Source organism: Planosporangium flavigriseum (assembly GCF_011947225.1).
Lineage (GTDB): Bacteria > Actinomycetota > Actinomycetes > Mycobacteriales > Micromonosporaceae > Planosporangium > Planosporangium flavigriseum.
The window spans coordinates 274,816-300,361 of sequence record NZ_JAATVW010000006.1 but is presented as its reverse complement, the minus strand read 5'-3'; the positions used below and the strand labels follow the sequence as shown (position 1 = coordinate 300,361).

Here is a 25,546-nt window from a genome sequence, read left to right as displayed (position 1 = left end):
GCAGGACGCCGCGTGGACGTACTCCGTATTCAACACCGACCGGGGAACCTTCATTCCCGCGACCAGCGGTCCCGGCCATGCCCCCGAGGACGACCTCGAAGAGCGACCGGGCGGCCCGTTGGTTAACGCCGTATCCCTGGGAAGCATTCCCGAGGCCGGCACCCCGACCGCGCGGCCAAGCCGCGCACGCGGGCGACACAAGAGAGTTCAACGACGACCACAGGAATTTCATTCCCGCGACCGGCGGGTCCGTCCCGAGCCGATACCCGACCCGTTCCGGACGACTTCTCTGTCAACGCCGTGCCCCCGGGAAACATTCCCCGGCGACCCGTACCGCACGGACCTGGCCGTACGTACGGGTGACGCGGGCAGTCCAACCCCACAACCGCGCGCCGCATTCCCCGCTCCGTGCAGGGAGATGGCGACGCCGCAGCGGCGGACCAGACGACCTACTTCAACGCTGACCGTTCCAGGAGACATTCCCGGAACCAGCGGCCTCACCACGCGGACAAGCCGCACCGGCGGGCACATAAGAGTTCAACGCCGACCGTGGGAGGTTCATTCCCGCGACCGGCGGGTCCGTCCCGAGCCGATACCCGACCCGTTGCGGACGACTTCTCTGTCAACGCCGGCCCCTCAGGCAACATTCTCCGCGGCGAGCGCCCCATCCACGCAGGCTAGGCAGGGAGCTCAACATGGAACCGGCAGGACACATTCCCGTACCCCTCAGTGACAGTGGCGACTCAATGACGGTGGCGACGGCGATGACGGTGGCGACGGCGATGAGGTGGGCTACCGTGAGCCCGTCCAGCGCCCAGGCGATGGGTACCGTCGCCAGTGCGACCGCCCGCCTCAGGTCCGCCCAGATCATCAGGGGACGTCGACGCAGCCGGTCCGCCCGCACCCCCACGGGCAGCCTGACGACCAGCCAGGCGAGCCACGAGGACGTGGTGGCCAGGCCCACCTCGAACGGCGAGGCCCGCAGGCTCACCACCGCTACCAGGGGCAACGCGATCGTAGTGATCATGGAGCCGAACTCGCTGACGGTCTGCCCGCTCCACAGCAGCGCGAAGTCCCGCTCCCGCCATAGACTGCTGTCCGCCATGGTGGTGACCGTGTAGCCCTCCCCCGACATTCCCCACGGCCGCCGTGGCCGTGATGATCATGGTCGGGGGCAGGGCGGCGGGTCGGTGAGGTTCGTTGGGTGACGCACGCCGCGACACGCCCATCCGAACCCACCCCGGCGCCTCATTGGCGGTTACGGTCATAGGTCCGCGTCGCACCCGGGGGAGATCACTTTGACCGACCAGTTCGTCCATCTGCATGTGCACTCCGAGTACTCGATGCTGGACGGCGCGGCCCGGTTGAAGGAGATGTTCGGCGAGGCCAAGCGGCTGGGGATGCCTGCGGTGGCGATCACCGACCACGGCAACATGCACGGCGCCAACGACTTCTACAAGCAGGCCGTAGCCGCGGAGATCACCCCGGTGATCGGCGTGGAGGCGTACCTCGCGCCGGCTTCCCGGTTCGACAAGAAGCGGATCTTCTGGGGTACTCCGGAGCAGAAGCGCGACGACGTGTCGGGTAACGGCGCCTTCACCCACATGACGATGTGGGCGCGCAACGCCGAGGGCCTGCACAACCTGTTCCGGCTGAACTCCCGGGCCTCCATCGAGGGTCACTACGTCAAGGGCCGGATGGACGCCGAGCTGATCGCCGAGCACTCCGCCGGGATCATGGCCACGACGGGCTGCCCGTCCGGCGAGGTGCAGACCCGGCTGCGGCTCGGCCAGCCGGAGGCCGCACTCGCCGCCGCCGCGAAGTACCAGGACATCTTCGGCAAGGAGAACCTGTTCCTGGAGCTGATGGACCACGGCCTCGAGATCGAGAAGCGGGTCCGCGACGGCCTGCTCGAGATCGGGCGCAAGCTCGGCATCCCGCCGGTGGTCACCAACGACTCGCACTACACCTTCGCCGAGCAGCGCGACGCCCACGACGCGCTGCTCTGCGTGCAGACGGGTAGCAACCTGTCCGACCCGAACCGGTTCAGCTTCGACGGCAACGGCTACTACATCAAGTCCGCCGCGGAGATGTACGCCATCGACCAGTCCGACGCGTGGCAGGAGGGGTGCCGCAACACCCTGCTGATCGCCTCGCGCGTCGAGACCAAGGGCATGTTCGAGTTCTACAACCTCATGCCCAAGTTCCCGGTCCCCGAGGGTGAGACCGAGGAGTCGTGGTTCCGCAAAGAGGTCTGGCGGGGCATGGACCGCCGCTGGCCGGAGGGGTACGACGAGGAGCACCGCAAGCAGGCCGAGTACGAGCTGGACATCATCTGCCAGATGGGCTTCCCGGCCTACTTCCTGGTCGTCGCCGACTTCATCATGTGGGCCAAGGACAACGGCATCCCGGTCGGGCCGGGCCGTGGTTCGGCGGCCGGCAGCCTCGCGGCGTACGCGCTGGGCATCACCGACCTGGACCCGCTCGCGCACGGGCTGATCTTCGAGCGGTTCCTCAACCCCGAGCGCGTGTCGATGCCCGATGTCGACATCGACTTCGACGAACGTCGGCGCGGCGAGGTCATCAAGTACGTCACGGAGCGCTGGGGCTCCGACCGGGTCGCGCAGATCGCCACGTTCGGCACGATCAAGGCCAAGGCCGCGATCAAGGACGGATGCCGGGTCCTGGGGTACCCGTACGCGCTCGGCGACAAGATCACCAAGGCGATGCCGCCGGCGGTGATGGGCAAGGACATCCCGCTGTCGGGCATCTTCGACCCCAAGCACCCCCGGTACGCCGAGGCGGCCGAGGTCCGCCAGCTGGTGGAGAACGAGCCCGACGTCGCCAAGGTGATGGAGGTGGCCCGGGGCCTGGAGGGCCTGGTCCGGCAGCTCGGCGTGCACGCCGCCGGCGTCATCATGTCCGCCGAGCCGCTGATCGACCACGTGCCGCTGATCCAGCGTGACGCCGACGGCGCCATCATCACGCAGTTCGACTACCCGACCTGCGAGTCGCTCGGCCTGCTGAAGATGGACTTCCTGGGCCTGCGCAACCTGACGATCATCGATGACGCGGTCAAGAACATCGAGGCCACCACCGGTCAGAAGATCGACCTGCTGAAGCTGCCGCTGGACGACAGGCCCACGTACGAGCTGCTCGGCCGGGGTGACACGCTGGGCGTGTTCCAGCTCGACGGCGGCGGCATGCGCCAGCTCCTGCGCCTGATGAAGCCCGACAACTTCGAAGACATCTCCGCGGCCCTGGCGCTGTACCGGCCCGGCCCGATGGGCGCGAACTCGCACACCAACTACGCGCTGCGCAAGAACGGCCTGCAGGAGGTCACCCCGATCCACCCGGAGCTCGAGGAGCCCCTGGCCGAGATCCTGGACGTCACCTACGGCCTGATCATCTATCAGGAGCAGGTGCAGCGCGCCGCGCAGAAGCTCGCCGGCTACAGCCTCGGCAAGGCCGACAACCTGCGCCGCGCCATGGGCAAGAAGAAGAAGGAGGTCCTGGAGAAGGAGTTCGTACCCTTCCGCCAGGGCATGCGCGACAACGGGTACTCCGACGAGGCGATCCAGAAGCTGTGGGACATCCTGGTCCCGTTCGCCGACTACGCCTTCAACAAGGCGCACACCGCCTGCTACGGGATGATCTCGTACTGGACGGGGTACCTGAAGGCCAACTACCCGGCCGAGTACATGGCCGCGTTGCTGACCAGCGTCGGCGACAAGAAGGACACCATGGCCTTGTACCTGGCCGAGTGCCGCACCATGGGCATCAAGGTGCTGCCGCCGTGCGTCAACGAGTCCTCCGGCCCGTTCACCCCGGTCGGTGAGAACATCCGCTTCGGGCTCGGCGCGGTCCGCAACGTCGGCACCAACGTCGTGACGTCCATCGTCGAGACCCGGAAGAAGAAGAGCAGCTACACGTCGTTCGCGGACTTCCTGTCCAAGTCCGAGCTGGTCGCGTGCAACAAGCGTACGGTCGAGTCGCTGATCAAAGCCGGCGCCTTCGACGGCATGAACCACACCCGTCGTGACCTGATCGCCCACCACGAGGCCGGCATCGACGCCGTCGTCGGCCTCAAGCGGCAGGAGGCCGCCGGGCAGTTCGACCTGTTCGGCAGCCTGATGGCCGACGACGAGGCGGACTCCACGCCCGTCGGTCTCGACTTCAACTTCAGCGGCCAGGAGTGGCCCAAGAAGGAGAAGCTCGCGTTCGAGCGGGACATGCTCGGCCTGTACGTCTCCGACCATCCCCTCGCCGGCACCGAGCGGATTCTCAAGGCCAACTCCGAGCAGCTGATCAACGAGGTCCTGGAGGAGGACACCCCCGACCGCAAGCCGGTCGTGCTCGCCGGCATGATCTCCGGTATCACCCGCAAGATCACAAAGCAGGGCGCCACCTGGGCGATCGTCAACCTCGAAGACCTCAGCGGCAGCGTCGAGGTGCTGTTCTTCCCGAAGTCGTACGAGTTGCTGCGCGACTACCTGATCGAGGACACCGTGGTGAAGGTGACCGGGCACGTCAGCAAGCGTGACGGGGCGACCAGCGTCTTCGGTCAGGACATGGCGCTGCTGGACGTGCCGAACACGGTCGCCGGCGAGGAACCGCCGGTCACGCTGGTCACGTCGCTGGAGAAGGTCACCCCGGAGCTGGCAAACGAGCTCCGGCAGATGCTGACCGCCCACCGCGGCGACGTGCCCGTACACCTGCGGCTGCGTAAGCGGGACGGCGGGACCCTCCTGCTGGCGCTGGGGCCGGACTTCAAGGTCTCCAACGACATCGCGTTCCGCTCGGAGGTGAAGATGCTGCTCGGTGCCGGCGGCATCGAGTAAGGGGTTACGCAGCCAGGGTGTCGGCGCGCAGCACCCGGTCCCGGCCTTCGGCCTTGGCCCGGTACAGTGCCTTGTCGGCGGCGTTCAACAGGACCGCTGACGACGTACCCGACGAGGGGTAGCAGGCGACCCCCGCGCTGAAGGTCGCGCTCAGCGGGCCCTGGTCGGTCGGCACGGCCGTCGCGGCGCAGCGCAGCCGCCACTCCTGGGCGCGGTTCCACGCCTGCTCGGAGGTGGTACCGGGCAGCACCATGACGAACTCCTCACCGCCGTAGCGCGCCACGGTGTCGCCCTGCCGGGCCGACGACGACAGCACGCCGGCGATCGCGACGAGCAGTTCGTCACCGACAGCGTGGCCGAACCGGTCGTTGACGTACTTGAAGTGGTCGATGTCGAGCAGCACCACGCTCAGCGGCTGCCCGGTCCCCTCCGCCAGCGACAGCTCCGCATCGAGGGTGTGCATCAGGTGGCGGCGGTTGTACAGCCCGGTCAGGTCGTCGCGGATGGCCTGCTCGGCGAGGTGCTCCTGCAGCCGTTCGATGGTGCGCAACTGCTCCTGGAGCTGCTCGTTGGCCGCCGCCAGTTCGCGCTTCTTGTCGTTGAGCTCGGTCGTGTCGCGGGCGACCACGACCCGTCCGATGGAGGCACCGGTACGGTCGGTGAGGTCGCCAGATCGGATGTCGAGGTCGATCTGCCGATCTCCGGCCAGCACCGCGCGCTCGCCGTCGACGAGCCGGTCGCGCGGTCCATAACCGGGGACAAGAACGTGGTACGGCAGGCCGATCAGGTTGTCCGGCAGCGCCGGCTGGACCTTGCGGATCAGCGCGGTCGCGGCCGGGTTGAGGTCGATCACCTGGCCTTGCCGGTCGATGACCACCAGTGCGTCCGTCACGCGTTCGAAGACGAAGCTACGGGCCACCGGTACGAGTCGCAGCATGCCCTGGCGGAACACCGCCCACCAGAACGTGACGCCGGCCAGGACGAAGCCGATGACGGTGAGGTCGACGGTGCCGCCGTTGGCCAGCAGCCACAGGGTCAACAGGTTGACCGACGACATCAGGGCCGGGCCGACGAGCATGGTGGTCAGCTGTCGCCGGTACAGACCGGTGGCAGTACGGCGTGCCTTGACCACGCCGAGCATGCCGATGGTCAGCAGGACGTAGCTGTACGCGCTGTGCAGCCAGAAGAACAGGCCGACCTGCGCGACCACCAGCGGCGGGTCCCCTACCAGCGTGCCGGAGGCGATGACCTGGTGGTGCCAGCCGTTCGTGGCGGCCGCCGCAGTGATCGCGATCGGTTCGATGAGGAGCAGCGCCCACACGACCGGCCGGAGGGTGGCGTCCCGGTCGACGATGACCCGGCTCAGCCAGAAGGTGCCGAGCACGGTGGTCGCAACGCCCGGGTAGATGCCCAAGCCGACGGTTATCTGGCCGTCGAGGGTCGAGACGCTGTACATCAGAACCTCGACCGCCGCCCAGGCGACGATGCCCAGGGTGGTGAGCGCCAGCGCCCGCGCGGCGGGAGTGGAGTTCCGCCGCCGCCACGCCGACCAGCACACGATCGCGCAGATGACGGCACCGGCCAGCGGGATCAGGGCGTACGGCTGCCACTGAAGCACGACGCCCACCTCCCGAGCAGAAGCCCACTTCGTAATGGTTCATCGACGTGCATACGCCAGAACTGAACCCTTTCCGTACGGCTTTCGGGTCAGAGCAGTAGGCCGAACGGATGAGGGAGCCTGCCGGATAGGCTCCACGCGTACTGCGAGGGAGGAGTCGACGTGGGCGTGGATGGCGACCTGGACCAGTTCCTGGACGGGCTGGACTACCCCATGTTCATCGTGACGGCCGTGCATCGACAGACCGGCGCGCGGGCCGGCTGCCTGGTCGGCTTCACCACCCAGTGCAGCCTCGAACCGGACCGGTTCCTGGTGTGCCTGTCGCAGAACAACCACACGTACCGGGTGGCGATGCACGCCGAGGTGCTGGCCGTACACGGCCTGGATCCGGCGCAGCGCGAGTTGGCGGCGCTGTTCGGCGCCCAGACCGGCGACGAGGTCGACAAGTTCGCCCGGTGCTCGTGGCGGTCGGGGCCGTCGGGCGTACCAATCCTCAGCGACTGTCCACGCCACTTCGTCGGCGAGGTCCTCGACCGGTTCCCGCTGGGCAACCACACCGGTTTCCTGCTCCGGCCCCAGGACGCGGAGGGCGACTCCGCCCGGTCACCGCTGATGTTCTCCCAGGTCAGCGACTTGGACGCCGGTCACCCCGCCTGAGTAGCCGGTATCAGATCGCCGGCCGGCACACGGCCAGCGCCAGGGCCATGATGGACAGTTGCGGGTTGACCTCCGGACAGGTGGGCAGCACCGAGGCGTCCGCGACGAGTACCCCCGCCACGCCACGCAACCTACCGGCCGGGTCCACCGGGGCCCGGGCGGGGTCGGCGCCCATCCGCGCGGTCCCGGTCGGGTGGAACGCGGCGAGATGCAGGTCAGTGGCTGCCGCCGCCGACGCGGCCGCGACGACCTCGTCCGGCGTACGCGCGTACGGGTGGGTGTTGATGCCGGTGAGCACCTCTTGCGCGCCGGCGGCCAGGAGAATCCGGCCCATGGCCACGATGGCTTCACGGAGCCGGTCAGCGTCGGTGGGCGCAAGCCGGTAGCGCACCGTACGCGCGCCGACCCGGCCGCCGGGAACGTCGGCCACCAGCGCACCGAGGGTCGCGAGCCGGTCGGCCCGGTCCAGTTCGGCGCGCAGGGGTCGCCCGTACCCCGGGGGCAGGAACGACACCAGCCCCGGCGGCCCGGCTGTCGCCTCGATGAGTACGCCGTCGTCGTGCAGTTCCTCCACCCCGACGCTCTGCAGCACCCCCGACCAGGAGACGACCGGCTCGGCGAAGCGCCCGGCGACGCTGACCGCCGGGTGTACGGCCAGGTTGCGCCCGAGCTGCGGGTGACCGCCGAGGCCGGACCGGCGCAGCAGCCGGGGCGTCTCCACGGCCCCGGCCGCGACGACGACGAGCGGCGCCAGGATCTCGCGGTCCCCGAACCGCACCCCGACGGCCCGGCCGCGGGCGACGAACACCCGGTGAACGCGCGCGCCGGTGACGATGACCGCGCCGGCCGCGCACGCCTCCGGCAGCGCGGTGAGGTGCACCCCGTTCTTGGCGTTGCGGGGGCAGCCGACCGCGCACTGGCAGGACCCGGCGCAGCCCGGCGCGTTGCGCCGAAGCGGGGTCGCCCGCCACCCGAGCGCCCGGGCGCCGGCGAGGGCCAGCTCGCCGTTGCGACCGAGGACGTCCGTGGGCTGCGGCGCGACCGCGAGCATCGCCTCGACCTCGTCGAGCAGGCCGTCGAAGTGCTCCGGGTCCGCAGCAGCAACCCCGTACGCGTCGCGCCACCGGCGCAGTACCCGTACCGGGGTGCGGTAGCAGGTGCCGGAGTTGACCAGCGTGGTACCGCCGACGCCGCGCCCCTGCGGCAGCAGTACCGGCGGGCTACCGAGGGCGAGGGTCGCGCCACCGTCCCGGTACAGGGCGACGAAGCGGTCGGCAGGTGACAGCGCCCGGAAGTGCTCCACGGTGAAGCGGCGGCCCTCCTCGACCACGACGACCCGCGCTCCGGCGCGGGCGAACTCGCGGGCGGCAACGGCGCCACCCGCGCCCGACCCGACGACGACGACGTCCGCAGTCGCCCGCGCCGGCCAGTCGTCGGCGACGACGCACGTCAGCGGCGGGTCGGGCCGCCCGGCTGGGGGCCGCGTCCCGTGACCCCCAGCCGGGGGCGGCGTCGCGTGGCGGGACTCCGCCGCGGCGAGCAGGAAAAACACCTTCAGCGCGTCGAGCAGTTGGGTACCGCCCGGGCGGGCGGCGACGGCGTCACACACCGCCTGCCGGCGGTCCGGAGGAAGCGCGGCGAGGCCGGCGCCCGCAGTCGCGTACGCGGCGGCGTTCAGCATCGCGGCCGCGGCCCGCAGGCCGACCACCGCGGTGCCGGGGAACGCGGCGGCCAACCGGGTGGCGCGCGCCGCGACGGCACGGGCGCGGATGTCGTCGATGCCGAGGACGGCCGCCGCCGCGCCGCTAAGGACACCGTCACTCACGAGTGCCCACCTCCGCGTGTGCGGTGCCGAGCAGCGTCCAGCGCCGCCAGGTCCGCCACTCACCGCCGGCGCGGCGTTGGACGATGATCAACGCGTCGGCGCGTTCGCTGTTGTGACAGACGGCGCGGCTGCCGTCCGGGTCGGTGTAGTCGACCGCGAGAGTGCCATCCGCCGGCTGGTTGACCTCGATGCGCAGGCGGGCCGGGCCGAGCCGGCCGGTGACCGTCCAGTGCGGCAGGCCGATCTCGGCGCGCAACCCGGCCGCGCCCAGCAGTGGGTCCGCCGGCGGCAGATCGACTCCGCCCAGCCGCAGCCGGACCATGGGCAGCACCGGCAGTCGGGCCAGGCCCGGGCGCTTCGCCACGGCGGCGACCACCTCGCACACGTCGCCGTCCCCGAGGTCAGCGTGCAGCCAGGCCCAGCGCGCCGCGTTGCCGTGGCCGTCGATGTGCGCCACGTTCCCCGGCGCGCCGTCCAGTTCCACCGTGGATTCGCCGTAGCGGAGGGCGCCCGTGAACCGGGCGGCCGGCAGCGGCACGATCTGGGCCGCCGGCAGCACCCCGTACCGCCACGCCCAGCGTGGGAACGTGTACAGCGGCTCCCCTCCGCCGGAGCGGCGCAGCTCCCACGAGACGTCGCCGGCCCGCCCACGCAGCCGGTCGGCGCTCACCGCCACCTCGTCGGCGTCATAGACGTCGGGCGGTTCGGGCTGCCGCCACGACACCGGACCGAACCGGGCGAGTACGGGCGCGCCGTCGGCCGGGAAGACGCCGGCCCAGCCGTGCGCGTACGCGTTGCGCCCGTCCGTTGGCGCCACGAGTTCGTGGTGCAGCCAGATGCCCGTACCGGTGCGGGGCTCGGTGATGGTGGAGTACCAGACCTCGAGCCGGCCCCGCCGGCCCCGCCAGCGGGGCCGTAACAGGCCAGCGGCGGTCGGCGGCGGGCCGGTGCGGGTACGCATGCTCGTCACCATCGGCAGCAGCTCCCGGTGCAGGTGGAAGCGCAGGCGCGCCTCTCCCACCACGCGCCCTTTGTCGTCGAGCACGGTCGCGGGTAGTCGGGTCATGGTCCGCACCGGCCGGTCGAGCCGGATCGACTTCCACCCGTCCAGGTGCATCCGGCGCCCGGCGAGGGTGGTGAACGACAGCCGGTACCGGATCCGGCGCGCCCGTACGGGTGCGACCTCGAGGCTGCCCGAAACGGTACTGTCGTCGGCCCAGCCCGCGACGCTCACGCTGCCGGTGACCTCGGCGGTGGCGTCCGTCCACGGGTGCAGCAGCCCGGGCAGGTCGGCGCGCAGTTCGAGGCGCATCGGCCGGGGCGTCGGCTCTCCGGCCAGCCGTACGGTGCCGGCCATGACCTCACGGAACGCCGTCCTCATGCCAGCATCAGCCTTTCGGTCTCGGCGTAGTAGGCCGCCGCGGCGGCGTGTGCGGCCGGGCCGTCGCCTTCCCGTACCGCTTCGACGAGGCGGCGGAGCCGGGCGGCCGCCGCGACCGGGTCGGAGAACGGCCCGGTGAAGAGGTGCCGCACCTCGTCATAGGCGCGCAGCAGCGAGTTGACCAGCAGCGCGTACACCCGGTTGGCGCAGGCTGCGGCGAGGGTCCGGTGCACTTCGCACTCGGCCCGCTGCGCCGCGTCGGTCGACGGCGCGGCTCGGACTTCGGCGACGAGGTCGCTCAGTCGCTCCCGTTGCTCCGGGGTGGCGTGGGTGGCCGCCCGAGCGGCGATGAGCGCGCCGATCTCGCGGCGGGCCTGGAAGATCTCGGGCAGCCAGTCCGGGCCGGCCGCTACGACGAGGAACGGCAGCAGGTCGACGCCCGCGTCGCGCCGGTAGTCCCGCACCCGGGTGCCGACGCCGTGCCGGGTCTCCAGCAGCCCGGTCTCCACCAGCCGGACGAGCGCGTGCTTGAGCGAGGTCCGGGTCACCCCGTACCGCGCCGCCAGGTCTCGCTCGGGCGGCAGGTAGGCGCCCGGTGTGTACCGCTCGGCGAGGACGTCCGCGCGTATCCGCGCTACCAGCGCGTCGACGACCCCGTGGCGGGCGATCGGTTGGGCCAGTGGCTCATCCACTGGTCCACTGTGCCGAATGGAATGGAGTTACGTCAATATTGAGATTAGTAAATTAGAGCTGTTCGCCGACCAGCACCGCCTCGGCCGGCACCGTGTGGGAGTCCGACCGCGCGGCCCAGTGCCCGCGCGTGAGCAGCGCGGCGGCGACGAGGCAGCAGACGGCCGCCACCAGGAACGGGGCGTGCGGCGAGCCCAGCCACCCGGCGATGTGGCCGACCAGAATGGCCGACAGCGCCCCACCGAGCCAGCGGCAGAAGTTGTAGCCGGCGCTGGCGACCGGTCGCGGGGCCGGGCTGATGCTCATCGCGGTGCCGGTGAACAACGTGTTCAGCAGGCCGGAGACGAGGCCACTGACGATCACCACCGCGACAACGAGGGGCTTGCTAGGCACCGCGAGCAGAGCCATCAGCACCGCGTACCCGAGCACCGCCACGACCGTCGCGCGCCGCTCCCCCAGCCACCCGGCGAGGCGCGGCGCGAGCGCCACCCCGGCGACCGCGACACACAGGCCCCAGCCAAAGAACACCAGGCCGATCTGCACCGCGGTGAAGCCCAGCACGAACGGGGTCCACGCCAGCACGGTGAAGAATGCCGCCGTGTAGAGGGCGGAGCCGACAGCCGTGCGGAGCAGGCCGCCGTGGCGCAGCGCCCGCAGCGGTCCGAGGAGCGCGATCGGCGGGCGGCTCGCCCGCGAGTCGGGGGTCAGGAACGCCGCGCACAGCACCAGGGCCACGGCCATGAGGACGGCCGTACCGAGGAACGGCCCCCGCCAGGAGAAGCTGCCGAGCAGGGCCCCGAGCAGCGGGCCAACCGAGAGACCCACACCGAGCGCCGCCTCGTACAGCAGGATCGCACCCTGCTGGCCGCCGGTCGCGGCACCCACGATCACCGACAGGGCGGTGGCGATGAAGAACGCGTTGCCCAGGCCCCACACGCCGCGCAGGCCGATCAGCAGGCCGATCGAGTTGGCCATGGCGCAGGCCGCGGTGGCGAGCACGATCAGCGTCAGCCCGATGAGGACCGTGCGCTTGGCACCGAAGCGGGCACTGGACGCCCCGGTCAACAGCATCGCCACGACCTGCACCCCCAGGTACGACGCGAACAGCAGCGTCACCTGGGACGGGGTGGCGTGCAACCCCTCGGCGATGGACAACAGGATCGGATCCACCAGGCCGATGCCCATGAACGCGATGACCGCAGCGAAGGCGGTGATCCACACCTGCCGCGGCTGCCCCTTGACCGCGCCCATCAGGCTGGCGTGCTCGTGCGAGCCCATGCACTTCCTTCCGTCACCGAGTACTGGGTAACCCTAACGGCATATAGTTAGGTTGGCTAAGTAACTGTGGTCACAACGCCTGGTTCGCCCGCGTTTCCGGCCATTGACTGGGGGTAATGGCCGGTGGAACTCGTCCGGCCGGGTAAGGAAGTGGCTTTCGTGAAAGCAGTGGTGTGGCACGGCAAGCGCGACGTCCGGGTGAACACCGTTCCAGACCCGACCATCCAGGACCCCAACGACATCATCATTCGCGTCACCTCGAGCGGGATCTGCGGCTCCGACCTCCACCTGTACGAGGTCCTGGGCCCCTTCATGACCGAAGGCGACATCCTCGGCCACGAGCCGATGGGCATCGTCGAGGAGGTCGGGTCGGCGATCACGAACCTCCGCGCCGGCGACCGGGTGGTGATCCCGTTCAACATCGCCTGCGGTCACTGCTGGATGTGCCAGCAGGGCCTGATGACGCAGTGCGAGACCACCCAGGTCCGCGAGTACGGCAAGGGTGCCGCCCTGTTCGGGTACACCAAGCTGTACGGACAGATCCCCGGCGGCCAGGCCGAGTACCTGCGGGTACCCCAGGCACAGTTCGGGCCGATCAAGGTGCCCAACGGACCGCCCGACGACCGCTTCGTGTACCTGTCCGACGTGCTGCCCACCGCGTGGCAGGCGGTCGAGTACGCGGCCGTGCCCCCGGGCGGGACGGTCGTCGTCCTCGGCCTCGGGCCGATCGGCGACATGGCCACCCGGATCGCACTGCACCGCGGCGCGGGCAAGGTGATCGGCGTCGACCTGGTCCTGGAGCGACTGGAACGGGCCCGGGTCAACGGCGTCCACGCCATCGACCTCACCCAGCACGACGACGTCGCCGAGGTGATCCGTGAGCTGACCGGTGGTCGCGGCGCGGACTCGGTCATCGACGCGGTCGGCATGGAGGCGCACGGCTCGCCGGTCGGCAAGCTCGCCCAGACCATGGCCGGCCTCCTACCCGACGCCGCCGCCGAGAAGCTCATCGACAAGGCCGGCATCGACCGGCTCGCCGCGCTGCACCTGGCCATCGACGCCGTCCGACGCGGCGGCACGATCTCCCTGTCGGGTGTGTACGGCGGGACGGCCGACCCGCTGCCGATGATGGTGCTGTTCGACAAGCAGATCCAGCTACGCATGGGTCAGGCCAACGTCCGCCGCTGGGTGGACGACATCCTTCCGCTGCTCACCGACGCCGACCCGCTCGGCGTGGACACCTTCGCGACCCACCGGGTGCCGATCGACGAGGCGCCGCAGGCGTACCAGAACTTCCAGGCGAAGAAGGACGGCGCTGTGAAGGTGCTGCTGAAGCCGTAATCGTCCCCGTGCGAGGGGCGCCCTCCTCAACAAGAGGGGAAGCTCCCCAGCTACCGCGTCTCCGCCCCCGACTGGGCGCCACGCGGGTCGACCTCGCCGTCGTAGTTGTAGACCAGGCACGAGCGACCGTCCCACTCCCGGTGCGCGGCACGTGTCAGCGGTGAAACAAGTGGGAACACCAACATCAACAACATACTCATTGACTCACCTAAATTGACTGCATACCGTACATCGATCGGTAACAAACCGTCACCGATGCGAGCTGCAGCCACCCACCCCGGCTGACGCAGCGTCAGGAGGAGACATGGCGTATGGGAGAAAGATCCCCGGCCTCCTCGGCGAAATGGCCGCCGAATTCGCCGGCACCGCGATCCTCATCCTCTTCGGCATCGGCGTCGTCGCCCAGGTCGTCGCCGGCAACCTCGGCGGCCATGACAGCATCTCCTGGGCGTGGGGCCTCGGCGTCACGCTCGGCGTCTACGTCGCGGCGCGGATCTCCGGCGCCCACCTCAACCCCGCCGTCACCTTCGCGCTCGCGGTCTTCCGCAAATTCGAGTGGCGCAAGGTCCTGCCGTACTCCGCCGCCCAGCTAGCCGGCGCGTTCGTCGCCGCGCTGCTCGTACGGTGGAACTACAGCGAGGTGCTGGCCAAGGTGGACCCCGGCCACACGATCAAGACCCAAGGGGTGTTCTCGACCCTGCCGGGTAACGGGACACTACCGGTCGGCACGTGGGGCGCGCTGCGAGATCAGATCATCGGTACCGCGATCCTGCTCTTCCTCGTCGTCGCCGTCACCGATCTGCGCAACACGGCGCCGGCGGCGAACCTCGGACCGGTGGTGATCGGCCTGATCGTGGTCGCCATCGGGATGGCCTGGGGCACCGACGCCGGCTACGCCATCAACCCCGCGCGCGACCTCGGCCCGCGACTCGCGTCGTTCCTGACCGGTTACGACACCGCGTTCCGAGATCAGTACGGCAACCTGTACTTCTGGGTGCCCATCGTCGGCCCGCTCATCGGCGCCGTCATCGGTGCCGGGCTCTACGAAGTACTCATCGGCCGGTCCCTGCCCGAGGCGGACAGCGTGGTCGTCCCCGGCCAGCCGGACACGGCGCTGGACGAGGCCCAGGTGAACGAGGCCCAGGTGAACGAAGCTCAGGGGGAAGAAGCACAGGCAACAGCGAACGTCGGACCCAACCACGGAAGAAGGGAAGATCTGCATGGCTGACTTCGTCGGCGCGGTGGACCAGGGAACGACCAGCACCCGATTCATGATCTTCGACCACGGCGGCAACGAGGTCGGCCGCCACCAGCTCGAACACTCGCAGATCCTGCCGCAGGCCGGCTGGGTCGAGCACAACCCGGTCGAGATCTGGGAGCGCACCACCTCCGTCATCCGCACCGCGATGAACGCCCTGGGGCTCGAGGCGAGTGACCTGGCCGCGCTCGGGATCACCAACCAGCGGGAGACCAGCGTGGTGTGGAACCGGCGCACCGGCCGGCCGTACTACAACGCGATCGTGTGGCAGGACACCCGCACCGACCAGATCGCGTCGGCGCTGGACCGCGACGGGCGCGGCGACGTCATCCGGCGCAAGGCCGGCCTGCCGCCCGCGACGTACTTCTCAGCCGGCAAGGTCCAGTGGATCCTGGACCACGTCGACGGCGTACGCGAGGCCGCCGAACGGGGCGACGCTCTCTTCGGCAACACCGACACCTGGCTGCTGTGGAACCTCACCGGCGGCACGCAGGGCGGGGTCCACATCACCGATGTGACCAACGCCAGCCGGACCATGCTGATGGACCTGGAGACCCTCGACTGGGACGATGAACTGCTGTCGTTCTTCGGCATCCCGCGCGCGATGCTGCCCGAGATCCGCCCGTCGTCGGACCCCGGAAAGTACGGAGTCACGCAGGCGTTCGGGCCGCTCGGCGGCGAGGTGCCGATCACCGCGGACCTGGGTGACCAGCAGGCGGCCACGGTCGGCCAGGTCTGCTTCGCCCCCGGCGAGGCCAAGAACACCTACGGTACGGGCAACTTCATGCTGCTCAACACCGGCACCGACATCGTCCGGTCGAACAACGGCCTGCTCACCACGGTGGCGTACAAGTTCGGCACCGAACCCGCCGTGTACGCCCTCGAAGGCTCGATCGCGGTGACCGGGTCCGCCGTGCAGTGGCTGCGCGACCAGCTCGGCATCATCAGCGGCGCCGCCCAGAGCGAGGCGCTCGCTCGGCAGGTCGACGACAACGGTGGGGTCTACTTCGTCCCCGCGTTCTCCGGCCTGTTCGCACCGTACTGGCGCTCCGACGCCCGGGGCGCGATCGTGGGCCTGTCGCGCTACAACACCAACGCCCACGTCGCCCGCGCCACCCTGGAGGCCATCTGCTACCAGAGCCGCGACGTCGCCGAGGCGATGGCCCAGGACTCCGGCGTGACCCTGGACGTGCTCAAGGTGGACGGCGGGGTGACCGCCAACAGCCTGTGCATGCAGCTACAGGCCGACATCCTCGGGGTTCCGGTGAGCCGGCCGGTGGTCTCCGAGACGACCGCGCTCGGCGCGGCGTACGCGGCCGGGCTCGCCGTGGGCTTCTGGAAGTCCGCCGACGAGCTGCGTGAGAACTGGCACGAGGACCAGCGCTGGGAGCCGACCTGGACGGAGGAGCGGCGCGCGGACGGGTACGCGAAGTGGAAGAAGGCGGTGTCCCGCACGCTCGACTGGGTCGACGTCGGCTGAGGCCGGCAACGGTGTGGTGGGCCGACCCGGGCTCCGGGCCGACCGGGCTCCGGGCCGGCCCACGTACGATCCGGGCATGGCCTACGACGATGCGCTGGCCGAGCGCATCCGCGACCGGCTACGTGACACGTTCGGGGTCGCCGAGCGGAGGATGTTCGGCGGCCTGGTGTTCTTCCTGTACGGCAACATGGTCGTCGGGGTGCTCGGCGACGACCTGATGGCCCGGGTCGGCCCGGACAACACCGACGCGGCGCTGACCCGCCCTGGAGTCCGGGCGTTCGACTTCACCGGGCGGGCGATGCGCGGCTGGGTGTTCGTGGCCGGCGATGAACTGGACGACGACGCCCTGGACAGCTGGATCGCCGACGCCAGCGCGTTCGTCGAGACGCTGCCGCCGAAGTAGGCGGCGCCCGCTCCGACATAGCCGTGACCGGGAGTACCGGTTTGCTCACTCATGGGCGGAACACCCCCGAAATGGGGGAAGACCCGCCAAGATGCGGGAAGACCCGCCATCCGGAGCCGGACACGGCGGCGGATCGCTCCTCGCGGCCGGTTTGAGCTGCTCATGCCGCACGTCCGCCCACTCAACGCGCCCCCGCATGGCCAGGTTCGCCATCGCCGCCGAGCCGGCATTCCGGCAGCCGGGATAAGATCGTTCGCGGATCGGTAAGGGTTGGGTGCTGCCGCACATCGGGGACGGGTCAGATGGATGCCATTGGCAACGAGATCGGACCGGCTCCGCTGGAGCTCAGCAGATCGAATAACGGCGACGGCCGGGCGTGCCTGGAAGCCGCCGGTGAGATCGACATCAGCAACCTCGATCGGCTGCGCGAAACCGTCTCGGCCATCCTCGCCGAACCGCAGGTCACAGAGTTGACGCTGGACTTCGGAGCGCTGGACTTCATTGACTCCTCCGGCGTCGAGGTCATCATGGGGGCCAAGCAGGTGGCCGACCGGCGCGGCGTCGCGTACTGCCTGATCAACGCGCACGGCAAGGTGCAGCGGGTGCTGGCGATCCTCGGAATCGACAAGGTTCTCGCACCCACCGAGCAGCGCCAACCCTGACAGCAGCCCCCTCGACAGAGGGCTATCCCCGGCTCAGGGCAATCCGGGCTCAGGGCTATCCCCGGCTCAGGCGCGGGGGCGCGACCGCGGCCGCGTCGGCGGCGTGCCGGTCGTGCCACGCCAGCACGCCGGCCACGTCGATGCCGTGCGGCGGCTGCTCGGCGTAGGGGCGCAGCCGCTCGACGCCCCGACCCAACAGGCGCGCCGACCCGGCGACGTTGCCCCGCTGGGCGTGGGTGATGCCGACACAGACCTGGGCCAGCCCCTGCCACAGCTCGCGCTCGTCGTCCGGCGCCGCCTTCCAGGCCGCTTCGAGCACCTCGTGCGCGGCGAACGCCCGCCCCGAGTCCAGCAACGACTGCGCCAGGGCGAGCGCCTCGGCCGGCGGCAGCGGCTCCTCCGGTACCGGCTCGACGCCGCCGGGATCGCCGTACCGCAGCGGCCGGCCGGTCGCGTCCCGCGGGCGCGCCTGCCGTGGCCGGCCGGACGGGTCCCGATCCCTCGTCATAGCCACATGCTGCCAGCAGCCGGGGCGCCCGGGCCGGCGGGTGCCCCGGCAGGATCGAGCGACATCACACAACCCACATAAATACCGCGCCCCAGGGGTACCACGTGCGCGGCGGCGGCGAGGAAGGTGGGCGTGACCGATGGCGGACACAACGGATCAGGAACTGGCTGAGCTGGCCGCGGCGCACGGCGTCGCAACCTCGTACGAGGACTGGCGTCACCGTCGCGTCGAGGTCGACCCGGACGTCGTCCGTACGATCCTGGGGCTGCTCGACGTGGCGACCGGCACCCCGGCCGACGTACGCCGGGAGCTGGCCCGGGTCCGCGAGCGCGACCGTGCCCGCGCCCTGCCACCGACCGTGGTGGTGCGACCCGGCCAGCGCTGGGCGCTGCCGAGGGGCGCGAACGGGGTCGCGTACGGCGAGGACGACGCGGCGTACGACGTCGTCGACGGCGCCCCCGTCACGCTGCCGCTTGGCTGGTACCGGTTGACCGTGGCAGGTTCCGAGTCGACCCTCGTCGTCGCGCCGGAGCGGCTGCCCGCGCCGCCACCGGCGTGGGGCTGGATGCTTCAGCTGTACGCCGTGCACTCCGGACGGTCCTGGGGTGTCGGCGACCTGAGCGACCTGCGCACGTTCACCGACTGGGCGGCCGACGCCGGCCAGGCCGACCTGGTCCTGCTCAACCCGCTGCACGCCGTCGCGACCGTACCCGCTGTCCAGGCATCGCCGTACTCGCCGTCCAGCCGCCGCTTCGCCAACCCGCTCTACCTCGCCGTCGAGGACACCGACGCCTACCGCCGGGCCGAGCCGGCCGCGCGGGCCAGGGTCGACGCCCTGCGCCCCGATGCCACCGGCCAACACATCGACTACGACCGGGCCTGGCAGGCCAAGCGCACGGCCTTGGAGCTGCTCTTCCCGTACGCGGAGCCGATCGCGGACCTCGACCCCGGCCTGCGCGACTTCGCCACGTTCTGCGCCCTCGCCGAGGTACACGGCCACAACTGGCAGGCCTGGCCGGCGGAGCTGCGGCGCCCGGACTCCCCCGCCGTCGTCGCGGCCCGGGCGAAAGCCGGTGACCGGGTCGCCTTCCACGCCTGGTTGCAGCGGGAGACCGCGCGGCAGCTCGGCCGCGCCCAGGACGGCGCGCGAGCCGCCGGCATGCGGGTCGGCCTCATCCACGACCTGGCCGTCGGCGTCGACCCGGGTGGCGCCGACGGCTGGCTGCTCCAGGACGTGCTCGCCCCCGGCGTCACCGCCGGAGCGCCGCCGGACGGGTTCAACCAGCAGGGCCAGGACTGGGGCCTGGCCGCGTGGCGGCCCGACCGGCTCGCCGAAACCGGGTACGCCGCCTACCGCGACATGCTGCGCTCGGTCCTGGCGCACGCGGGCGGCGTGCGCGTCGACCATGTGATGGGGCTGTGGCGGCTGTGGTGGGTGCCGCCCGGCGCCTCCGCCGACCAGGGCACGTACGTCAGCTACGACGACGAGGCGATGCTCGCGATCCTCGCGCTGGAAGCGCACCGCGCCGGCGCCGCCGTGGTCGCCGAAGATCTCGGTACGGTCGAGCCGCGCGTGACCCGAGGGCTGCGGGAGGCGAACATGCTGGGATCCCAGGTCCTGTGGTTCGCCCGGGAGGAGAAACCCGACGACACCGGGGTCCATCCGTTCCAGCCGCCCGCCGACTGGCCCGCCGGTGCGATGGCGAGCATCTCCACCCACGACCTGCCGACGGCAGCCGGGATGCTCGAAGGCGAACACGTACGGGTACGCGCGGAGCTCGGCCTGCTCGGCGATGTCGAGGCGGAGGCCGGACGGGCCCGGGCCGACCGGCGCGCGCTGGTCGCGCTGCTTCGCCGGGAGGGCCTGGTCGCGGACGACCCGACCGACGACGAACTCGTGGTCGGCATGCACGGGTTGCTGGCCGCGTCGCCGTGCCGGTTCCTGCTCGCCTCGCCGTACGACGCGCTCGGCGAGCGGCGCCAACCGAACCTGCCGGGCACGGTCGACCAGTACCCGAACTGGCGAATCCCGTTGCCGGTGCCCCTGGAGGCCATGTCCGCCGACCCGCGGATGCACCGGGTGGCGGAACTGCTGGGCCGAGCGCGCCCGCGCGCCGCCGGATGAGACCGGCTCAGCTCGCCTGAGTCGCGATACCGGGTTCGAGGCGGTGAGCGGGGCGGACACTTGGGATCAAGGACATCACGCCCCAGCGAGCCATGTGCGGGACCCATGTGCCACGACGACGATGGGACCTAAGGTGAACTGATCGACGATCGGCCCGAGGAGTGATCGTGAACGATCCCGAGTTCTGGAGCGCCGTCGACGACTACCTGGTGCGCTACGGCGGATCATTCGTCCCGGCGATCATCGAGCGGGCGCAGGGATCGTTCGTCTACGACAGTTCCGGCCGCGCCATCCTGGACTTCACCTCCGGCCAGATGAGCGCGGTGCTCGGCCACTCCCATCCAGAGGTGGTCGAGACCGTCCGCTCCGCGGTGGCGACACTGGATCATCTGTTCAGCGGCATGGTGAGCCGGCCGGTGGTCGACCTCGCCCGAGCGCTGGCCGAGGCCACGCCGGCGCCGCTGCGGAAGTCCCTGCTGCTGACGACCGGCGCCGAGGCGAACGAGGCCGCGATCAAGATGGCCAAGCTCTACACCGGCGGCTATGAGATCGTCAGCTTCAACCAGTCCTGGCACGGGATGACGTCCGGGGCGGCCGCTGCCACATACAGCGCCGGCCGGCGCGGATACGGCCCGCCGGTACCGGGCAACATCGCCATCCCGGCGCCGAACACGTACCGTCCACGGTTCGTCATCGACGGCCGCTACGACTGGCGCGGCGAACTCGACTACGCCTTCGACCTCGTCGATCGCCAGTCCAGCGGCAACCTGGCCGCCTGCCTCGTCGAACCGATCCTCAGCTCGGGTGGCCTCATCGACCTGCCGGTGGGCTACCTGCGCGCCCTGAAGGACAAGTGCGCCGAGCGGGGCATGCTGCTGATCCTCGACGAGGCGCAGACCGGCCTGGGCCGCACCGGCGACATGTTCGCGTTCGAGCGGGACGGGGTCCAGCCTGACATCCTCACCCTGTCGAAGACGCTCGGCGCGGGGCTGCCCCTCGCCGCCGTCGTGACGACCGCCGAGATCGAACAGCGCTGCCACGATCTCGGGTACCTCTTCTTCACCACGCACGTCTCCGACCCTCTGCCGGCCGCGGTCGGGCTGACCGTCATGCGCGTCATCACGCGCGACCAACTGCACGTCCAGGCCGCCAACCGCGGCAAGCGACTGCGCGACGGCCTGCTCCAGCTTCAGGACCGCCACGAACAGATCGGAGATGTCCGGGGTCGTGGCCTGATGCAGGGCATCGAGCTCGTCCAGGACCGCACCACCAAGGCGGCCGCCGAGGACCTGGGACGGCGCGTGACCGCCGAGTGCCTGTCCCTCGGGCTGCACATGAACATCGTCCAACTACCGGGCATGGGAGGCGTCTTCCGCATCGCGCCGCCCCTGACCGTCTCCGACGACGAGATCGACCTCGGGCTGGAGATCCTCGACCAGGCCCTGACCCGGGCGGAACGTAGAGTGCCGTAGGTGATCTACAAACTGTTGTCCGCCGACGAGTGGGCGGCGGCCGAGGTCCGCGGCGCGTACGCCGGTTCGGCGGACGACGAGCGCGACGGCTTCATCCACCTGTCCGGTCCGGACCAGGTGGTCGAGACGGCGGCCCGGCACTTCGCCGGGCGGACCGACCTGACCCTGCTCGCCGTCGATCCGCAACGCTTGGGCGACGACCTGCGTTGGGAGCCGTCCCGCGGCGGCGCACTCTTTCCCCACCTGTACGCGCCGCTGCCGGTGGACGCCGTCGTGGCAGTGCGCGCCGTGCCGGATGACCGGCCCGTCGCGGAGGCCGTGGCCGCGCTGCTCGCCTGAGCTGTGCGTTCGACGCTCGGACGTTCGACGCTCGGACGTTCGACTCGGACATTCGACGCTCGGACGTTCGACGGCGGCTGCGCGGGGAAGTCAGCCGGGCGAAGCGACGAGCCCAGGGAGTTGTTGTCGTGACCGCCACGCCGTCCGTCACCCGTACATCGATCGCCAGCATCAACCCGTACAACAACGAGGTCCTACGCGAGTTCCCCACCATGATCGACGAGGAGGTCGAACGGGCCGTCGCAGCGGCCCACGAGGCGTTCCGGGGATGGCGGGACCTGACTCCGGACGAGCGCGCGATCGTCGTACGCAGGGCCGGCGAGCTGATGCTCGAGCGCCGCGACGAGTTCGCCCGGACCGTGACGTGCGAGATGGGCAAGCTCATCGGCGAGAGCCAGGGCGAGGTCGACCTCTCGGCGGACATCCTGCGCTACTACGGCGAGGTCGGGCCCGCGCTCCTCGTCGACCAGCCGATACCCGTCGAGGACGGCGCCGCCGTGGTCGCGAACCGGCCGCTCGGCGTACTCCTCGGCGTCATGCCGTGGAACTACCCGCTCTACCAGGTGGTGCGCTTCGCCGGGCCGAACCTGGTCGCGGGTAACACCATCCTGCTCAAGCACGCCAGCAATTGCCCACAGTCGGCGCTGGCGCTCGAACGGCTGTTCCGGGACGCCGGCGCGCCCGAGGGCGTCTACACCAACCTGTTCGTCCGCGGCTCGCGCGTCGGACGGATCATCGACAACCCGCTGGTGCAGGGAGTCTCGCTGACCGGCAGCGACCGGGCCGGCGCGAGCGTGGCCGAGAAGGCCGGCCGCAACATCGACAAGACCGTCCTGGAACTCGGCGGCAGCGACCCGTTCATCGTGCTCGACGGGGAGGACTTCGACCGTACGATCGACGCCGCCGCCGTCGGGCGCCTTTCCAACATGGGCCAGAGCTGCGTCAGCGCCAAGCGGATGATCGTCGTGTCCGACATCTACTACGACTTCGTCGACCGGCTGCGGCACCGATTCGCGGCGCTGACCCCGGGCGACCCGATGGATCCCGCCACGACGCTCGGCCCCCTGTCGTCGGAGCAGGCCGCCGAGAACCTGGTGAGCCAGATCCAGGACACGGTGGCGCAGGGGGCCACCCTCGTGCTCGGCGGCAAGCGCATCGACCGCCCCGGCGCCTTCGTCGAGGCGACCATCCTCACCGACGTCCGCCCGGGCATGCGCGCCTACCACGAGGAGCTGTTCGGGCCGGCCGCCGTGGTGTACCAGGTCGCCGATGAGGATGAGGCCGTCGCGCTCGCCAACGACAACCCGTACGGCCTCGGCGGCGTCGTCATGTGCCGGGATCTCGTCCGGGCCCGCCGGGTCGCCGAACGACTCGACACCGGGATGGTCTGGATCAACCACCCCACGTCGTCGAGCCCCGAACTGCCGTTCGGCGGCATCAAGTGCTCCGGGTACGGGCGGGAACTCGGCGACCTGGGCATCCAGGAGTTCGTCAACAAGAAGCTGATCCGCACGTTCCCGACGACCTCGGCGATCGGCTTCGCCCAGGGGTGAGCGGGGCGGCGTTCAGGCCCCGCGCTGCCCCGGCCTGGGGACGAACTTGCGTGCCACCTGCAGCAGCCGTGCCTTCGCGCCACGCGGGTTCCGCAGGATCTCGTTGGCCAGCTGATCGGCCCGCTCGTCCGGGAACCCGTGGTCGTCGAGTCGGTTGCGCAGACGGCTCCGCCTGATGTCGTACTTGTGGCTCCCCGGGCGTGGCATCGAGACCACCTCCTCGGCTACAGCTACCCAGCGTCGGCAGGCGTAACCCCCGGCCCGGCGACCTCCGCGACCCGGCGTGCCAGCCAGCCGGTCACGACCTGGACGACCTCGGGCGCGACCGGTCGGCGGACCTGCTTCTTGTACGTCCGCAGCGACGCCGGGCCCTCGTCGGCCCGCAGGAGGTGCGTGACGTCAGGCAGCCGGTGCACCTCGACCGGCGCGGGCACCACCGCAGCGATTCGGCCGAGTTCGTCCGGGTCGACCTGGAGGTCCTTGTCCCCGGTCACCGCGCACACCGGGATGTGCAGCCGGGCCAGGTCGGCGGCCGGGTCGTAATCGAGGAGTTCCCGGAACCACTTGGCGTTGATCCGCCTGCCACCGATGCGGGCGACGTCGGTGGTGGTGCGGCGCAGTCGCTCGTGGGTCTTGGCCGACTTCGCGACCAGGTCGGTCCGGAGCAGGCGCAGCAGGGCGCGAACCGGGGCGGGCAGGCTCGGCGCGATCGCGGCAGCCTGCCAGCGCAGGATCTCCGCCCCGGTACGCGCGGCGCCGGCGAGTAGCACGAGGCCCGCGACCGGCGCGCCTTCCTGCGCAGCGAGGGCGGTCGCGATCAGCGCACCCTCGCTGTGCCCGACGACGAACAGCCGGTTCACGTCGATCTCAGGGCGGGCTACGAGGGCGTCCAGCGCGGCGCGGGAGTCCGTGACGTTGTCGCTCAGGCCGGCAGCCAGGAAACTGCCCGTACTCGCACCGACGCCGCGCTTGTCGTACCGCAGGGAGGCGATTCCCCGAGCGGCGAGCGCCTCGGCGAGTTGCCGCGTCACGCCCAGCGGCATCCGCTTGTGGTCGGAGTTGCGGTCGATCGGACCGGAGCCGGTGATGAGCAGGGCGGCCGGGAACGGACCCGGCCCCGCCGGCAGGAGCAGGCTGCCCACGAGGGTCTGGTCGGCGGACGCGAACCGCATCTCCACTTCAGCCATCTCAGGCCTTCGGTGCGAGCGCGGCCGCGAGCGCCTGCGGGTCGTCGGTGCCCAGCAGCAGGGAGCTGAGGCTCTGCCCGGTCAGCTGGACGCGGATCGCGGGCTGCCCCTTGCGGACGTCGACGAACTCCCGCCCCGAGCGGCTGACCCAGGTGCCGAGCTTGCGCACGCCCGGCAGACCGAGTCCGATGCGCAGGCCGTGCGCCGCGCCCAGCGCGTCGTCGACGATCTCGACAGCGGTGATGGCGCTGCGTGGCACGCTGATGTCGCCGTGGGTGGTGACGACCTTCTCGGTGGTCGTGAGCTTCAACTGCAGGAAGTCCTCGGTCAGGACGATCTCGGTCATGACCAAATAATTATCGACTTTGAGAATGATGTCAACCATGAGAACATGTGAGTTGTGTCAACCGCCGAACTACTCCTGCACCCGGTCAGGCTGCGGATCGTCCAGGCCTTCCTCGCCGACCGCGAGCTGACGACCGCGCAGTTGGGCGAGGAGCTGCCCGACGTCCCGACCGCGAGCCTGTACCGCCATGTGGCGACCCTGACCGAGGGCAACGTCCTGGACGTGGTGGCCGAGCGGAAGGTACGCGGAACGTTCGAGCGGACCTACCGGCTCAACCTCGCCAAGGCCAACGTCACGGGCAAGGAGGCGGCCGCGATGGACGCCGACGCCCACCGGCGCGCCTTCATGACCTTCGTCGCCGCGCTGCTCGGCGACTTCGACCACTACGTGGCGCGGGACGGGTTCAACCTGGCCCGCGACGGCGTCGGGTACCGGCAGGTCGCCCTCAACCTCAGCGACGCGGAGTTCGACGAGTTCGCCGCCGAACTCCGGGAGCTTCTCCAGCGGTGGATGAAGCGCCCGCCGGGCCCCGACCGGGCACGCCGCGTGCTGTCCACCATCGTGATGCCCGCCGGATAATGC

At 70.6% G+C, this 25,546-nt stretch carries 22 protein-coding genes and 1 pseudogene; 12 read left to right on the top strand and 11 right to left on the bottom strand.

Translation table 11 applies throughout. From position 1 onward, the window contains the following. Nucleotides 1-622: 622 nt before the first annotated feature. A complete protein-coding gene (locus HC028_RS12205) occupies nt 623-1,105 on the bottom strand; it encodes an MFS transporter (RefSeq protein ID WP_168076515.1) in 483 nt (160 codons plus the stop codon). A 193-nt stretch (nt 1,106-1,298) separates the two neighbouring features. On the opposite strand from HC028_RS12205, the gene dnaE reads away from it, so the two are divergent. Next, a complete protein-coding gene (gene dnaE, locus HC028_RS12200) occupies nt 1,299-4,841 on the top strand; it encodes a DNA polymerase III subunit alpha (protein ID WP_168076514.1) in 3,543 nt (1,180 codons plus the stop codon). Between the two features lie 4 nt (nt 4,842-4,845). Here dnaE and HC028_RS12195 read toward each other — a convergent pair whose 3' ends face one another. Continuing rightward, nucleotides 4,846-6,468 carry a histidine kinase N-terminal 7TM domain-containing diguanylate cyclase gene (locus HC028_RS12195; RefSeq protein WP_168076513.1) on the bottom strand — a complete coding sequence of 541 codons (1,623 nt, stop codon included), beginning with the start codon at nt 6,466-6,468 and terminating at the stop codon, nt 4,846-4,848. A 153-nt stretch (nt 6,469-6,621) separates the two neighbouring features. Between HC028_RS12195 and HC028_RS12190 the strand changes: the two genes are divergently transcribed. Continuing rightward, the gene (locus HC028_RS12190; RefSeq protein ID WP_203981124.1) at nt 6,622-7,116 is read left to right on the top strand and encodes a flavin reductase family protein; all 495 of its coding nucleotides are present in this window, start codon (nt 6,622-6,624) and stop codon (nt 7,114-7,116) included. A 10-nt stretch (nt 7,117-7,126) separates the two neighbouring features. Here the strand turns inward: HC028_RS12190 and HC028_RS12185 are convergent, their stop codons facing one another. From HC028_RS12185 to HC028_RS12170, 4 genes are read right to left on the bottom strand one after another with little or no spacing between them, the layout of a single operon-like run. Continuing rightward, nucleotides 7,127-8,941, bottom strand: a complete 1,815-nt coding sequence (locus HC028_RS12185) for a GMC family oxidoreductase (RefSeq protein WP_203981123.1) — start codon at nt 8,939-8,941, stop codon at nt 7,127-7,129. Then, a complete protein-coding gene (locus HC028_RS12180) occupies nt 8,934-10,322 on the bottom strand; it encodes a hypothetical protein (protein ID WP_203981122.1) in 1,389 nt (462 codons plus the stop codon). The genes HC028_RS12185 and HC028_RS12180 overlap by 8 nt, the downstream gene beginning before the upstream one ends. Next, nucleotides 10,319-11,014: a FadR/GntR family transcriptional regulator gene (locus HC028_RS12175; RefSeq protein WP_203981121.1), complete on the bottom strand. Its 696-nt coding sequence runs from the start codon at nt 11,012-11,014 to the stop codon at nt 10,319-10,321. Before HC028_RS12175 ends, HC028_RS12180 begins: the two co-directional genes overlap by 4 nt. A gap of 52 nt (nt 11,015-11,066) precedes the next feature. Beyond that, the gene (locus HC028_RS12170; protein ID WP_168076507.1) at nt 11,067-12,290 is read right to left on the bottom strand and encodes an MFS transporter; all 1,224 of its coding nucleotides are present in this window, start codon (nt 12,288-12,290) and stop codon (nt 11,067-11,069) included. A gap of 159 nt (nt 12,291-12,449) precedes the next feature. Between HC028_RS12170 and HC028_RS12165 the strand changes: the two genes are divergently transcribed. Then, nucleotides 12,450-13,631, top strand: a complete 1,182-nt coding sequence (locus HC028_RS12165; protein WP_168076505.1) for a zinc-dependent alcohol dehydrogenase — start codon at nt 12,450-12,452, stop codon at nt 13,629-13,631. A gap of 50 nt (nt 13,632-13,681) precedes the next feature. Here HC028_RS12165 and HC028_RS12160 read toward each other — a convergent pair whose 3' ends face one another. Continuing rightward, nucleotides 13,682-13,831 carry a hypothetical protein gene (locus HC028_RS12160; RefSeq protein WP_168076503.1) on the bottom strand — a complete coding sequence of 50 codons (150 nt, stop codon included), beginning with the start codon at nt 13,829-13,831 and terminating at the stop codon, nt 13,682-13,684. 104 nt (nt 13,832-13,935) lie between these two features. On the opposite strand from HC028_RS12160, the pseudogene HC028_RS12155 reads away from it, so the two are divergent. From HC028_RS12155 to HC028_RS12140, 4 genes and pseudogenes are all read left to right on the top strand, one after another. Further along, nucleotides 13,936-14,769 (top strand): annotated as a pseudogene (locus HC028_RS12155) (MIP/aquaporin family protein); the annotation flags it as partial. A gap of 82 nt (nt 14,770-14,851) precedes the next feature. Then, nucleotides 14,852-16,369, top strand: coding sequence for a glycerol kinase GlpK (glpK, locus tag HC028_RS12150; protein WP_168076499.1), 1,518 nt, complete (start codon nt 14,852-14,854; stop codon nt 16,367-16,369). Nucleotides 16,370-16,445: 76 nt separating this feature from the next. Next, entirely contained in the window at nt 16,446-16,772 is a 327-nt protein-coding gene (locus HC028_RS12145) for a TfoX/Sxy family protein (RefSeq protein ID WP_168076497.1), read from the top strand. Nucleotides 16,773-17,074: 302 nt separating this feature from the next. Beyond that, entirely contained in the window at nt 17,075-17,434 is a 360-nt protein-coding gene (locus tag HC028_RS12140) for an STAS domain-containing protein (RefSeq protein ID WP_168076495.1), read from the top strand. 55 nt (nt 17,435-17,489) lie between these two features. Here HC028_RS12140 and HC028_RS12135 read toward each other — a convergent pair whose 3' ends face one another. After that, a complete protein-coding gene (locus HC028_RS12135; RefSeq protein ID WP_168076493.1) occupies nt 17,490-17,942 on the bottom strand; it encodes a DUF309 domain-containing protein in 453 nt (150 codons plus the stop codon). A gap of 139 nt (nt 17,943-18,081) precedes the next feature. Here HC028_RS12135 and malQ point away from each other — a divergent pair, with 139 nt between their 5' ends. The 4 genes from malQ (at nt 18,082) to HC028_RS12115 (ending at nt 23,431) form a co-directional block, all read left to right on the top strand. After that, entirely contained in the window at nt 18,082-20,067 is a 1,986-nt protein-coding gene (gene malQ / locus HC028_RS12130) for a 4-alpha-glucanotransferase (protein WP_168076491.1), read from the top strand. Between the two features lie 167 nt (nt 20,068-20,234). After that, the gene (locus HC028_RS12125; protein ID WP_168076489.1) at nt 20,235-21,539 is read left to right on the top strand and encodes an aspartate aminotransferase family protein; all 1,305 of its coding nucleotides are present in this window, start codon (nt 20,235-20,237) and stop codon (nt 21,537-21,539) included. Beyond that, nucleotides 21,540-21,878: a DUF952 domain-containing protein gene (locus HC028_RS12120; RefSeq protein WP_168076487.1), complete on the top strand. Its 339-nt coding sequence runs from the start codon at nt 21,540-21,542 to the stop codon at nt 21,876-21,878. A 128-nt stretch (nt 21,879-22,006) separates the two neighbouring features. Then, entirely contained in the window at nt 22,007-23,431 is a 1,425-nt protein-coding gene (locus HC028_RS12115) for an NAD-dependent succinate-semialdehyde dehydrogenase (RefSeq protein WP_168076485.1), read from the top strand. A 12-nt stretch (nt 23,432-23,443) separates the two neighbouring features. Here HC028_RS12115 and HC028_RS12110 read toward each other — a convergent pair whose 3' ends face one another. From HC028_RS12110 to HC028_RS12100, 3 genes are read right to left on the bottom strand one after another with little or no spacing between them, the layout of a single operon-like run. Further along, nucleotides 23,444-23,638, bottom strand: coding sequence for a hypothetical protein (locus tag HC028_RS12110; protein ID WP_168076483.1), 195 nt, complete (start codon nt 23,636-23,638; stop codon nt 23,444-23,446). 23 nt (nt 23,639-23,661) lie between these two features. After that, the gene (locus HC028_RS12105) at nt 23,662-24,618 is read right to left on the bottom strand and encodes an alpha/beta hydrolase family protein (protein WP_168076481.1); all 957 of its coding nucleotides are present in this window, start codon (nt 24,616-24,618) and stop codon (nt 23,662-23,664) included. A 1-nt stretch (nt 24,619) separates the two neighbouring features. After that, entirely contained in the window at nt 24,620-24,964 is a 345-nt protein-coding gene (locus tag HC028_RS12100) for a hypothetical protein (RefSeq protein ID WP_168076479.1), read from the bottom strand. 54 nt (nt 24,965-25,018) lie between these two features. Between HC028_RS12100 and HC028_RS12095 the strand changes: the two genes are divergently transcribed. Further along, nucleotides 25,019-25,543, top strand: a complete 525-nt coding sequence (locus HC028_RS12095; protein WP_168076477.1) for a helix-turn-helix domain-containing protein — start codon at nt 25,019-25,021, stop codon at nt 25,541-25,543. Nucleotides 25,544-25,546 lie beyond the last annotated feature (3 nt).